Origin of the sequence: Pseudomaricurvus alkylphenolicus, from assembly GCF_011683955.1 — a bacterium.
Classification (GTDB): Bacteria; Pseudomonadota; Gammaproteobacteria; order Pseudomonadales; family Cellvibrionaceae; genus Pseudomaricurvus; species Pseudomaricurvus alkylphenolicus.
The window spans coordinates 1-12,049 of sequence record NZ_JAAQPI010000016.1; the positions used below are offsets into that span (position 1 = coordinate 1).

Consider the following 12,049-nt stretch of genomic DNA (forward strand, 5'->3'; position numbering starts at 1 on the left):
GTTGTTTATGCGTAGGGCGGATTAGGCGCTTGCGCCGTAATCCGCCGGTTCTGCCGGAGATGTTCGTTGGCTGCGGCCCGGTTTTTAACACCCTTGAATGTGCCTGCAACAGGTGATTTGTACACGGCCGCCGCCAATTTAAACCTTCGGCGGATCGGTGGATTACGAAGCGCAAAGCGCTTCTAATCCACCCTACGTCGTGCGGCCGTTGCGGACATTATCGAACGCCCATGGTGCCCTGAACCAGGATTATGAACTTCCGGTTATGGCACACAGCTGCCAGATTAGGTCAGATAGTCGCAGCCAGACGGGTCCCCTGATCAATTGCACGTTTGGCATCCAGCTCAGCCGCCAGGTCAGCACCGCCAATCAGGTGGTGGGGTTTATTCAGACCTTCAACCAGATCACGCTTGGATTCCTGGCCAGCACAGAGGATGACGTTATCGACGTCGAGCACGCGGGTTTCTTCACCCACTTTGATGTGCAGCCCATCGTCATCGATTTTCAGGTATTCGCAACCGGGAATCATTTTGACACCCTTGTTGATCAGGCCTGTGCGGTGAATCCAGCCAGTGGTTTTGCCAAGGCCACCACCGACTTTGGAGGTCTTGCGTTGCAACAGGAAGACTTCGCGAGGTGATTTCGCCACCTGCGGGGCAACACCCTCAATGCCGCCGCGAGCCTGCAGGCTCATGTCAACGCCCCATTCTTTCATAAAGGCTTCGATATTCTGGCTGGTGGCTTCGCCACTGTGAGTCAGGTATTCGGAGACGTCGAAACCAATACCGCCGGCCCCGATAACGGCGACTTTTTTACCGACGGCTTTTTTGTCTTTCAGTACATCCAGGTATCCAAGGACTTTGTCGTGTTCTACGCCGGGGATCGGTGGTACACGGGGATTGATACCGGTGGCCAGGATGATTTCGTCAAATTCGCTGTTGTTGAGGTCTTCAACGCTGACCGGCGTGTTGAGTTTGACTTCGACTCCTGTCAGTTCGATTTGACGCTGGAAGTAGCGCAGGGTTTCGTAGAATTCTTCTTTGCCCGGCACTTGTTTGGCGACGTTAAATTGACCACCAATTTCGCTGGCGGCGTCAAACAGGGTGACCTGATGACCGCGCTCCGCGGCAGAAGTGGCAAAGGCCAGACCAGCAGGGCCGGCGCCAATGACGGCCAGTTTCTTGATGTTGGTGGTGGGTACCAGATTGAGTTCGGTTTCGTGACAGGCCCGGGGGTTCACCAGACAGCTGGTCATTTTGCCGCTGAAAATGTGATCCAGGCAGGCCTGATTGCAGCCGATACAGGTGTTGATTTCATCGCTCTTGCCTTCGGCGGCTTTGTTGACGAAGTCCGGGTCGGCCAGGAAGGGGCGCGCCATGGAGATCATATCGGCATCGCCACGTTGCAGGACCTCTTCCGCCACTTCGGGTGTGTTGATGCGGTTGGAGGTTACCACCGGGATACTCAGGTCTCGCTTGAACTTGGCGGTTACCCAGGTAAAGGCAGCACGGGGCACTTTGGTGGCGATGGTGGGGATGCGAGCTTCGTGCCAGCCGATGCCGGTGTTGATAATGGTGGCGCCGGCTGTTTCGATGGCCTTGCCAAGTGTGATGATTTCTTCATAGTCGCTGCCGCCTTCCACCAGGTCGAGCATAGACAGGCGATAGATAATGATAAAGTTTTCGCCCACGGCTTCGCGTACGCGGCGAACCACTTCTACTGGCAGGCGCATGCGGTTTTCGTAGGCGCCGCCCCAGTCGTCGTCTCGTTTGTTGGTGCGCTCTGCCAGAAACTGATTGAGGAAGTAACCCTCAGAGCCCATGATCTCAACGCCGTCGTAGCCGGATTTTTGCGCCAGTACGGAGGTGCGAACGAAGTCTTCGATCTGTTGTTCGATTTCTTCTTCGGTAGCGGCCTGGGGCTTGAAGGGATTGATTGGCGCCTGTACTGCTGAGGGTGCGATGGGGTTTTCGTTAAAGGCGTAGCGACCCGTGTGCAGGATCTGCATGGCAATCTTGCCGCCGGCTTCGTGCACGGCGTCGGTGATGATGCGGTGATCAGCACAGTCTTCTTCAGTCCACAGCATCTTGGTGTGCTCGTGGGTGGCGGCACGTTTGTTGGGGCCGAAACCACCGGTGACGATCAGGCCAACGCCGCCGCGGGCGCGCTCTGCAAAGAAGGCTGCCATACGCTCATGGCCGTTGGGGGCTTCTTCCAGGCCGGTGTGCATAGACCCCATCAGGGTACGGTTTCTCAGAGTGGTGAATCCGAGATCCAGGGGCTCGAGCAGTTTGCTGTATTGGCTCATGTGTTTGTCTCCGTTCGCAGGCTAGTGCGTGGTTGTTTCTCTAATTGTCTTTGTGTTTATCGAGTGACTGGATGGTGGTCAATCTTTAGGTATAAATCCGGCGTCCTGCAGGCGGTGGGTCATTTCTGCAAACACCAGGTTAAGGGCATTGAGTGGGCGCAGCATCACTTCGAAGTGGACAATTTGTCCCTGTTCATTCCAGCGAATCAGGTCGATGCCTTTCAGGCTTTTACCTTGGACTTCGGCAGAAAATTCCAGGGCAAAACTGTCGCCGTCCATCCACTCGCGGTGGTAAGTGAAGTTCTCGAAGATGTCTGAGATCATAGAAAGGATGTAATGAACAATCTCTCTGCCCTGTTTGGGTTGCCAAACCGTGGGAGAGTGGAATTCCACATCTTTGTGCAGCAACTCTGCCAAAAGGTCCATGTCTTTTTCCAGCACTGCGCGGTGCCAGCGTTCCAGGTTGTTTGCATTCACAGTCATCGATCCTTTTATTTGATGGGGGCGTCGATGGCGCAGAGTTCGTCAAACTGAGGTTCACGCTTTTCCAGTTTGGCGGTAAAGGTTTCAGCCATGTCAACCTGGGGCTGAAACATGCCGGTTTGCCAAAGCGCCATGGCGTTGAGACCGTCGGCTACGCTGTGGTCGCGGGCGTAGTTGATCATCTCTTTGCAGCCAGTTACCGCCAGGGGAGAACGGCTGGCAATTTCTGCGGCGATCTCCATAACGCCGTCGAGCAGGGCTTGCTGATCGGAGTAAACGCGGTTCACCAGGCCAAATTCCTTGGCTTCGATGGCTTGCATACGGCGGCCGGTGTAGGCCAGTTCCCGCATAAGCCCCTGGGGAATCAGGTGGGGCAGTCGCTGCAAGGTTCCGAGGTCGGCGGTCATGCCCAGTTTGGTTTCTTCGATACTGAAGAAGGCGTCTTCGGTGCAGTAGCGACTGTCGCAGGCAGAGACCATGTCCACGGCGCCGCCGATGCAACCGCCCTGGATGGCCGCCAGCACTGGCATGCGGGCACGTTCCAGGCGGTTAAAAACGTCTTGCAGCTGCAACACAGTGTGGCGCAGGAGCTCGTGTTTGCGTCCGATCTCTACGTCATTGTTGGTCACGTTACCTTCCGTAAATACGGCCAGATCCATGCCGGCACAGAAGTGTTTACCGGTGGAGGAGAGCACAATCACCCGGGCGGCTGCTTCCTGATTGATCTGGTCGACCACCACCGGCAGTTCACGCCAGAAGTCAGGGTTCATGGAGTTGTATTGATTCGGGCGGTTGAGTTGGATATGGGCAATTTTGTCCTGAATATCCAGTTTCAGGCTGTTGTAGCTCATTGGGCTCTGTGCCTCCTTTTTGTCTTCTTCACCGTGCGGTCGCACGCTCAAACTAGACACTGTCAAGTTGGTGTGAGGCTAAGGTATCGTTGTATTTTGACAGTGTCAAGATGGATTGGTACATTGGCTCCCATGACTGATCAGACACTTTCCAACAAGAAGACATATCACCACGGTGATCTGCGAAAAACGCTGCTGGACGAAGCGGCCAAGATGATTTGCGAGGAGGGGGAGGATGCCCTGTCGATGCGCAAGCTGGCGGCGCGGGCGGGTGTGTCTCGTACCGCGCCTTACCATCATTTCGCTGACAAACAGACGTTGTTGTGTGCAATTGCGGAAGAGGGGTTCAGGCTTTTCTCCGAGATGATGCGACGGTCCAGCATCCCTGAAGAGGGGCCCGTCAGTTGTGAAGGTTTGCAGCATTATGTGAATAATTATGTGGGCTTTGCGGTTGAGCATCATCAGTATTATGACTTGATGTTTGGTGGCCGCTTGTGGCGGGATCAGGGGCTGACGGATTCGCTTAAGAGGGTCGCTCATGGGTCGTTTAGGGGATATGTGGAGCGAATTCGGAGTCTGCAGGAGAAGGGTTTGGTGGCCAGGGAAATGGATGCGCTACGCTTTTCGCAGGTGAGCTGGAGTACGATGCATGGTATCAGCCGTCTGATGATTGATGGTATTTATGTGGATTCGGCAGCGATCAAGCCGATTTGTGACAACGCAGGCGCAATGTTTTGGGCGGAGTTGACCGGGGGGCGTTGATTTCGTTTTTGATCGGGATCAACTGAAGGCTAGGTAGTTGGCCTGCTGTGACACACGGGGCGCGGGGGTTGACCGAGATCAAGGTTAGCGTCCGGGCCGGGATTTATCGTATCACTGAATTTTAGAGAAGCCGTTAAGCCAGCGGCTGTAAACACTTAACAGTGAATGATAAGGAAGGTGTGTGATGTATCTCGATAGCTATGTGGTTTCCGGTCTGGTGATTGTCGCGTTGACTTGTGTGGTGTTGGGTTATGTGGGCTACTACGGCTTTCGTCACATTAAGCAGGATATGGCGAAGTCTGAGAAGAAGTAATACTTCTCAATCCGATAGCTTCATGCGGCCCGGAACTGCCTGCGGGCACAGTGGCCGTTTTCGACAGATTGGTCCGTCGTGTTTTGTGCCCTGAAAGGCGGTAACGAATAGGCAAGTTCGGGAAATGGCGGACCGGACGGGACTCGAACCCGCGACCTCCGGCGTGACAGGCCGGCATTCTAACCAACTGAACTACCGGTCCAACGGTAGGATTATCCAAAGATAATCTAAGCTTTGGGCAATTTGCCCAAAAGGGCGTTTCAGTAAAACGCTAGGGAAAAATGGCGGACCGGACGGGACTCGAACCCGCGACCTCCGGCGTGACAGGCCGGCATTCTAACCAACTGAACTACCGGTCCGCTGTACTGACGCTTCACAAAACCTCTCATCACGCTCTGAGGAATTGGTGGGTGGTGAGGGGATCGAACCCCCGACCCTCGCCTTGTAAGGGCGATGCTCTCCCAGCTGAGCTAACCACCCCCGCTGTCAGTGGCGCGTATAATACGGATTAATTTGGCTCCGTCAACGATTTTTTCTAGAAAATTCAAAAAGCTACTGTCATTGTCTGGTTTGTCCTCAAAAAGGTTTCACGCAGGGGACGGGGTTCTAGTGGCGGCCCTGGGCGGTTGTTATAATCCGCGTCATTATTGTTGGAGCGCTCTATCGCTATGGTAAAAATTCCGGGGGCTAAACGCTTGGCCAAATTAGCCGTTTTGTGGCTACCACTGACATTCCTGCTGGCAATGCCCGGGCAGGCGGTTATTGATGCCTATGAGTTTGAAGACGAGGTGATGCGTCAGCGTTATCTGGCCTTTATTGAGGAGATGCGTTGCCCCAAGTGTCAGAATCAGAATCTGGCCGGTTCTGATTCTCCGATCGCTTCCGATCTGCGGCGGGAGTTGCACCGTCTGTTGATGGACGGCAGGAGCGATAAGGAGATCGTCGATTTTATGGTTGATCGATACGGAGACTATGTTCTCTACCGTCCCAAAGTGCAGCGCAATACCCTGGTTCTCTGGGGCTTGCCTTTGTTGTTGCTGGTGTTTGGGGGGCTGCTGGTGGCAGTGACTTTACGGCAGCGGCGCCGGTCCGCGTTGGGTGCCGAGGGGCAGCCTCAGGATGAAAGCCAGCAGGAGGCTCAACAGCAGCGACTGCAGGAGCTGCTGGAACAGGCGCGTCAGCGTGATCAAGAGCAGTCTGACAAGGACTCACAGAATTAAAGCTGCACCTTAATAGATGTAGCTGTCTCAAGTATCTGGAATTTTAATCATGACAATGGAATTTTGGGCTCCTGTAGCTCTGATGGTGCTGCTGGCGCTGGTGTTTCTCGGTTGGCCGTTGTGGCGTCGACAGAAGTTGGTCGGGGAGAGCCGGGACCAGCTGGTGCTGGATCTGTTTAATGAGCATCTTCATAGTCTGGAGGCACAGCGGGCTCAGGGTGAGCTGGATGAGGATCAGTTTGTTCAGCTGAAACAAGAGCTGGAACTGTCTTTGTTGGAGGATGCTCCGGAAGCGGTCAATTCCGGATCTGATCACAGCCGTTGGCCACTCTATCTGCTTTTGCTATGTCTGCCACTGGCATCGGTCATCTTCTATTTTGAGCGCGGCTCTGTGGAAGACATTAAAATTCTCGAGTTGCGCCAGCGTTATTTCGAGCTGCAGGTGCGTGCGGGTGACAATTCCGTGGAAGAGGAGGCTGCTCTGGCTGAGTTGGTCACCCGCCTGGAACAGCGTTTGGAACACAAGCCGGATAACATCGGTAACCGTTATTTGTTGGCTCGTTCATTGATGCAGCAGGGCCTGTTTGTGAAGGCGGTCGCTCAGTACAGTGTTCTGGTGCAGCAGAATGATCCCAACGAAGTCCCTGCCAATATCCTTTCTGAACTGGCCCAGGCTGTGTTCCTGGCGGCGGACAATCGCATTACGCCAGAGGTGGTATTGCTGGTGGAACGGGCGCTGACCAAGGATCCGAACGATACCACGGCATTGGGATTGGCCGGCATTGCTTCGTTTGAGCAATCAGATTATACGGCTGCCATTGAGCACTGGCAGCGGGCAGTGCAGTTGATGGGGCCGATGAGCCCGGGTGCGGGGTCTCTGCAGGCGGGTATTGCCCGCGCGCGGCAGTTGCTGGCGGAGTCGGGTGGTGCGGTGTCTGCCCCGGAATCGCAATCGAACGCAAGCCGCATAGATGTAGAGGTTTCCCTGGCGGATGGCCTGGATGTTCCCGCCGATGCTGTTGTCTTTATATACGCCCGTGCCTGGCAGGGCCCGAAAGCGCCGCTGGCTATTACTCGGTTAAGCGCAGATCAGCTGCCCAGCCGGGTAAGTCTGGATGAATCTATGGCGATGGCACCCAATATGACCATCACCAGTTTTCCCCAGCTGGAATTAGTGGCGAGAGTTTCTCTGAGCGGCCAGCCCGCGCCCAGCAGTGGCGATTGGCAAGTGACCAAAGGTCCGTTGAAATTGGCCGACATTCAGGCTCCAATCTCTCTGGTGGTGGAGCAGCAGTTACCATAGGTGGTTACGGCTGCGGCTTTGATATCCGGGCTAGTTTTGAGCACTTTTTGATCAGTTGGTTGCCATTCAACCAATAGGTCAAAGAGGATGCTTTCCGGCCGCCAATGGGTGTAGAATCCCTGCTTTGGTTTATCCGTTGAGTAGCGGGCAGGATGCCTCAGGTACTCCAAGTAAATTATAAGAAAATCAAACTATTAGGTCTGAGTGAAGCAGTTGTATGCGGCTAAAATGTATTAAGCTGGCGGGGTTCAAATCCTTTGTTGATCCAACCACGGTCAATTTTCCAAGCAACCTCGGCGCGGTGGTAGGGCCGAACGGCTGCGGCAAGTCCAATATCATCGACGCCGTGCGCTGGGTGATGGGGGAATCGTCCGCCAAGAACCTCCGTGGTGAGTCCATGACGGACGTTATTTTTAACGGATCCGGTGGGCGCAAACCCGTAGGGCAGGCCTCTATCGAGCTGGTGTTTGACAACAGTGATGGCTCCTTGGTGGGCGAATACGCCGCGTTTTCGGAGATTTCCGTCAAGCGCAAGGTGACCCGCGACGCGCAGAACAGCTATTACCTTAACGGTTCCAAATGCCGTCGCCGCGATATTACCGATATCTTCCTGGGCACGGGGCTGGGGCCTCGCAGTTATGCGATTATCGAACAGGGCATGATTTCGCGTCTGATCGAAGCCAAACCCGAAGAGCTGCGGGTGTATATTGAAGAGGCGGCGGGCATCTCCAAATATAAGGAGCGCCGCCGCGATACTGAAAACCGTATGCGCCGCACCCATGAAAACCTGGAGCGTCTGACCGATATCCGCGAAGAGCTTGAGCGTCAGCTGTCGCGTTTGCAGCGTCAGGCCCAATCCGCCGAGAAATACACCGAATTCAAGAAAGAAGAGCGCCAGCTGAAGGCCCAGCTGCAGGCGCTGCGCTATCGAATCCTGGACGAAAAATCTACCGCCAAGAAAGCCACGATCAGTGAGTTTGAACTCAAGGTGGAATCCTTTGTTACCGACCAGGTCACCAAAGACACAGCGATCGAAAAATATCGCACGCAGTACACTGAACTCGGCGACAAGTTCAATGATGTTCAGGGCCGTTACTACTCTCTGGGGGCCGATATTGCCCGCATTGAGCAAACTATCCAGCACGCCCAGGAGCGTGGTCGCCAGCTACAGACAGATTTGGACCAGACCGAACGGGACTGGAAGGAATCTGAAGAACATCTGGTCGCCGATCGCGAAAAGTCGGAGCAGTTTGAAACCGAACTGATGGAACTGGAACCCGAGCTGGAAATGGTCAGGGCCGCGGAGGAGGGCTCCGGCGATGAACTGCTGGGCGCCGAAGAGGCCATGCAGGCCTGGCAACAGGATTGGGACAATTTTAACCAGACGGCTGCCGAACCGCGCCAGCGTGCTGAAGTGCAGCAGTCCCGCATCCAGCATTTGGAGACGGTACAGACCCGCTTGCTGGATCGCATCCGCAAGCTGGAGGACGAAAAAACCGATCTGATTCCGGACGCGGGCGAAGACGAAATCGAAGAGCTCACCGAACAGCTGGCCGAGCTGGATATGGGGGTCAGCGAAAAGCGCGAGCGTACCGAAGAGCTGAGCGAACAGGTGGACCAACAGCGCGAGCGCAATAACCAGCTGAGTGACCAACTCAGCGAAGCCCGTGGCGAAGTGCAGACCCTGCGTGGTCGTCACGCCTCCCTGGAGGCCCTGCAACAGGCCGCCATGGGCGAGCAGAGCGGCGCCGTCAGCACCTGGCTGCAGGAACAGAGCCTGAGCGCCAATCCGCGTCTGGCCGAGGGTATCAATGTTCAGGACGGCTGGGACAAGGCGGTTGAGACGGTGTTGGGTGACACCCTGCAGGCCGTTTGCGTCGACAGCCTGGATGCCGTCAGTGATATGGTTTCCAAGCTGACTCAGGGTGAACTGGTGCTGCTCGATTCCAATGCCCAGGTGTCCGCCAATGAGGCGCAAGCGGGGCCGCGCTTGCAGGACAAAATCGATTCCAACGTCAATGTCAGTGGTCTGCTGGGTTCTGTTTATGCGGCTGAAGATCTGGCCGCCGCACTGGCACTGCGTGGTTCACTGCAGGCTCACGAATCCGTCGTTACCCGAGACGGCCTGTGGCTGGGGCCAAACTGGCTGCGGGTTGCCCGCGACAGTGATGCCACCTCCGGTGTGATTGCCCGTCGCCAGGAGCTTGAGGAACTCACCGAAACCCTGGAGCAAACCGAAGCTCGGGTTGAAGAGCTGACCGGACAATTGGAGCGGGGCCGGGAAACGGTCAAATCTCTGGAGCAACAGCGCGAGCAATTGCGCCGCGAAGTCGAAGAGCAGAACCGCCGTCACGGTGAATTGCGCTCCCAGTTGACCGCCAAACAGGTCAAGGTGGAGCAAATAACCGCCCGTCGTGATCGGGTGGACAATGAAATCGCTGACGCCCGCGAGCAGATGGACCAGGAAAGTGAGGCGTTGTCTGAAGCCCGCATGATCCTGGAAGAAGCCATTGAGGCGATGGAGCGGGACACCGAAGCGCGGGAGGCGCTGTTGGCCCGTCGCGACGACATCCGCTCAAAGCTGGACGATGCCCGTCAGCGGGCTCGCCACGACAAGGATCGTGGGCATCAGTTGGCGATGCGTCACCAGGCGTTGAAAACCCAGGTAGACGCCATTCGCGCCGGGCTGGGGCGCCTGCAGGAGCAAACCCAGCGCCTGCAGGAGCGTCGTCAGCAGTTGCGTGAGCAGTTGGAGGATTCGCGGGATCCGGCCGAGGAGCACCAGCTGGAACTGGAAGCACTGCTGGAGAAGCGTCTCTCCGTTGAGGAAGAGCTCAATAAAGCCCGCCAGGCGGTGGAGCAGGTGGAAGTGGACCTGCGCCAGGCGGAGCAGGATCGCAATCGCACCGAACAAGATGTGCAGGCGGTCCGTGCCAAGCTGGAACAGGCTCGCCTGGAAGCCCAGACATTGGAGGTTCAGCGCAAAACCCTGCAGGACCAGCTGACGGAAGACAACTTCCATCTGCCGACATTGATCGAAGCACTGCCCGAAGACGCCACCGAGCAGCCAATGGAGGAAGAGCTGGAGCGCATTGCTGCGCGTATCACCCGTCTCGGCCCCATTAACCTGGCGGCTATTGACGAATATAAAACCGAAGCGGAGCGCAAACACTATCTGGATGCGCAAAACGACGAATTGATGGACGCCCTGGATACCCTGGAAAACGCCATCAAGAAAATTGACCGCGAGACCCGCACTCGCTTTAAAGAGACCTTTGACCAGGTCAACAGTGGTTTGCAGGAGCTGTTTCCGAAGGTGTTCGGCGGTGGTCACGCCTATCTGGAGCTGACCGGCGAAGACCTGCTGGACACCGGGATTGCCATTATGGCGCGCCCACCGGGCAAGCGGAACAGTACTATTCACTTGCTTTCCGGTGGTGAAAAAGCCCTCACGGCGATCGCTTTGGTATTTTCCATCTTCCGGCTGAATCCGGCGCCTTTCTGTATGCTCGATGAGGTGGACGCACCACTGGATGACGCCAACGTGGGTCGTTACGCACGCATGGTGGAGCAAATGTCTGAGCACGTACAATTTATCTACATCACCCACAACAAGATCGCTATGGAAATGGCGCATCAGTTGCTGGGGGTTACCATGCATGAACCGGGCGTGTCGCGTCTGGTGACCGTGGACGTGGAAGAAGCTGCGGAACTCGCAGCCAGTTAAGAATCAAAGAGATCGAGCTATGATCAAACACTCACACAATCCATCAGCTAAGGAGGCACGGTAGCGAATGGAATTCGAAATGCGTGAATGGCTAACGGTCATTATTGTATTGCTGATTCTCGGCGTCCTGCTGGACGGATGGAGGCGCATGCGTCAGTCCCGCCAGCAGTCGATCAAGATGTCGCTGAGTATGCACAATGGTACGGAAAAAGAAGACCTGGAAGGTTACGGCAGCGAACTGCCCAATGGTGGTGCGCGGGTGGTCGGCACTCGCCCGGATGATGACGCCCGCGCCTTGACCCGGGACCTGCAGGCCAGCTTTGAGCAAAACCGCACCACCTCGCAATTCAACCGCATTCCGGAGCAGGTGGCTCTGAATCTGGATGAAGAAGTACCCATGCTGATGGACCCCATTGACGAGGCCATCCACGATACCAGTGGCCGGGTGGAGCCGGTTATCGACAGCGATTTGCCGCTGTCAGAAGAGGTGTCTGAATCCCGTCAGCAGGAGATGGCACCGCAGCCGGAGGAGCAAATCTCAGCCCCACAGCCGCCTGAGCGCCAGCCGGCCAAAGCAGCTGAGCCCGTTCAGGAGCCCGCAGCCAGTGCTGTTGAGGACGAACCGGCGGCTGAAGCGGAAGAGGTTCTGGTCATCAACGTTATGGCGCCAAAGGGTACCTATTTCTATGGCGGTGACCTGCTGCAGGTGATTTTGGAATGCGGTATGCGCTACGGTGACATGCAGATCTTCCATCGCCACCAACAAACCGACGGCGAAGGCCCTCACTACTTCAGTATGGTAAATATGGTGGTGCCAGGAACATTCGACCTCAATACCATGGATCAATTCGAAACACCCGGCGTGAGTCTGTTTATGACGCTGCCTATGAAAGCCAAAAGCCTGGAGGCTTTTAACACCATGGCTTATACCGCCCAGACTCTGGCAGAACGCCTTGGGGGGGAGCTAAAGGACGAAAATCGCAGCGTCATGACCAGCCAGACTCTGGAGCATTGCCGCCAGCGTATTCGCGACTTTGAGCGCAAACAGCTGTCAAGGGCATAACCAAAGACACCCCGGAATC

9 protein-coding genes and 3 tRNA genes are annotated in these 12,049 nt (G+C 55.9%); 6 read left to right on the forward strand and 6 right to left on the reverse strand.

Going from position 1 to position 12,049, the window contains the following annotated elements:
• Positions 1 to 289: 289 nt before the first annotated feature.
• The 3 genes from HBA55_RS29080 to HBA55_RS29090 form a co-directional block, all read right to left on the reverse strand.
• On the reverse strand, positions 290 to 2,308 hold the full coding sequence (locus tag HBA55_RS29080) for an NADPH-dependent 2,4-dienoyl-CoA reductase (protein WP_166998764.1): 2,019 nt from the start codon (positions 2,306 to 2,308) through the stop codon (positions 290 to 292).
• Positions 2,309 to 2,386: 78 nt separating this feature from the next.
• On the reverse strand, positions 2,387 to 2,785 hold the full coding sequence (locus HBA55_RS29085) for a nuclear transport factor 2 family protein (RefSeq protein ID WP_206020025.1): 399 nt from the start codon (positions 2,783 to 2,785) through the stop codon (positions 2,387 to 2,389).
• Positions 2,786 to 2,799: 14 nt separating this feature from the next.
• Positions 2,800 to 3,642, reverse strand: a complete 843-nt coding sequence (locus HBA55_RS29090; protein WP_166998768.1) for a crotonase/enoyl-CoA hydratase family protein — start codon at positions 3,640 to 3,642, stop codon at positions 2,800 to 2,802.
• 132 nt (positions 3,643 to 3,774) lie between these two features.
• Here HBA55_RS29090 and HBA55_RS29095 point away from each other — a divergent pair, with 132 nt between their 5' ends.
• Together HBA55_RS29095 and HBA55_RS37915 are read left to right on the forward strand one after the other, a co-directional pair.
• Positions 3,775 to 4,404: a TetR/AcrR family transcriptional regulator gene (locus tag HBA55_RS29095; RefSeq protein ID WP_166998770.1), complete on the forward strand. Its 630-nt coding sequence runs from the start codon at positions 3,775 to 3,777 to the stop codon at positions 4,402 to 4,404.
• A gap of 184 nt (positions 4,405 to 4,588) precedes the next feature.
• On the forward strand, positions 4,589 to 4,717 hold the full coding sequence (locus HBA55_RS37915; RefSeq protein WP_277345739.1) for a hypothetical protein: 129 nt from the start codon (positions 4,589 to 4,591) through the stop codon (positions 4,715 to 4,717).
• A gap of 125 nt (positions 4,718 to 4,842) precedes the next feature.
• On the opposite strand, the gene HBA55_RS29100 is transcribed toward HBA55_RS37915, so the two are convergent.
• The 3 genes from HBA55_RS29100 to HBA55_RS29110 all read right to left on the reverse strand — a co-directional run bounded on the left by HBA55_RS29100 (position 4,843) and on the right by HBA55_RS29110 (position 5,197).
• Positions 4,843 to 4,919, reverse strand: a tRNA-Asp gene (locus tag HBA55_RS29100).
• Between the two features lie 80 nt (positions 4,920 to 4,999).
• Positions 5,000 to 5,076 (reverse strand) — tRNA-Asp (locus HBA55_RS29105).
• 45 nt (positions 5,077 to 5,121) lie between these two features.
• A tRNA-Val gene (locus HBA55_RS29110) sits at positions 5,122 to 5,197 on the reverse strand.
• Positions 5,198 to 5,385: 188 nt separating this feature from the next.
• Between HBA55_RS29110 and HBA55_RS29115 the strand changes: the two genes are divergently transcribed.
• The 4 genes from HBA55_RS29115 (at position 5,386) to zipA (ending at position 12,030) form a co-directional block, all read left to right on the forward strand.
• Complete coding sequence (locus HBA55_RS29115; protein WP_166998772.1) at positions 5,386 to 5,937, forward strand: cytochrome c-type biogenesis protein; 552 nt, start codon at positions 5,386 to 5,388, stop codon at positions 5,935 to 5,937.
• Positions 5,938 to 5,986: 49 nt separating this feature from the next.
• Positions 5,987 to 7,240: a c-type cytochrome biogenesis protein CcmI gene (gene ccmI, locus HBA55_RS29120; RefSeq protein WP_166998773.1), complete on the forward strand. Its 1,254-nt coding sequence runs from the start codon at positions 5,987 to 5,989 to the stop codon at positions 7,238 to 7,240.
• 217 nt (positions 7,241 to 7,457) lie between these two features.
• Positions 7,458 to 10,967: a chromosome segregation protein SMC gene (smc, locus tag HBA55_RS29125; RefSeq protein WP_166998774.1), complete on the forward strand. Its 3,510-nt coding sequence runs from the start codon at positions 7,458 to 7,460 to the stop codon at positions 10,965 to 10,967.
• A 67-nt stretch (positions 10,968 to 11,034) separates the two neighbouring features.
• Positions 11,035 to 12,030, forward strand: coding sequence for a cell division protein ZipA (gene zipA, locus HBA55_RS29130; protein WP_240946356.1), 996 nt, complete (start codon positions 11,035 to 11,037; stop codon positions 12,028 to 12,030).
• Positions 12,031 to 12,049 lie beyond the last annotated feature (19 nt).

Excerpts from the sequence above, each read along its gene's own strand:
- HBA55_RS29115 (WP_166998772.1), top strand. The coding sequence starts at position 5,386 with ATGGTAAAAATTCCGGGGGCTAAACGCTTGGCCAAATTAGCCGTTTTG.
- HBA55_RS29090 (WP_166998768.1), bottom strand. The coding sequence starts at position 3,642 with ATGAGCTACAACAGCCTGAAACTGGATATTCAGGACAAAATTGCCCAT.
- smc (WP_166998774.1), top strand. The coding sequence starts at position 7,458 with ATGCGGCTAAAATGTATTAAGCTGGCGGGGTTCAAATCCTTTGTTGAT.
- HBA55_RS29095 (WP_166998770.1), top strand. The coding sequence starts at position 3,775 with ATGACTGATCAGACACTTTCCAACAAGAAGACATATCACCACGGTGAT.
- zipA (WP_240946356.1), top strand. The coding sequence starts at position 11,035 with ATGGAATTCGAAATGCGTGAATGGCTAACGGTCATTATTGTATTGCTG.
- HBA55_RS37915 (WP_277345739.1), top strand. The coding sequence starts at position 4,589 with ATGTATCTCGATAGCTATGTGGTTTCCGGTCTGGTGATTGTCGCGTTG.
- ccmI (WP_166998773.1), top strand. The coding sequence starts at position 5,987 with ATGACAATGGAATTTTGGGCTCCTGTAGCTCTGATGGTGCTGCTGGCG.
- HBA55_RS29080 (WP_166998764.1), bottom strand. The coding sequence starts at position 2,308 with ATGAGCCAATACAGCAAACTGCTCGAGCCCCTGGATCTCGGATTCACC.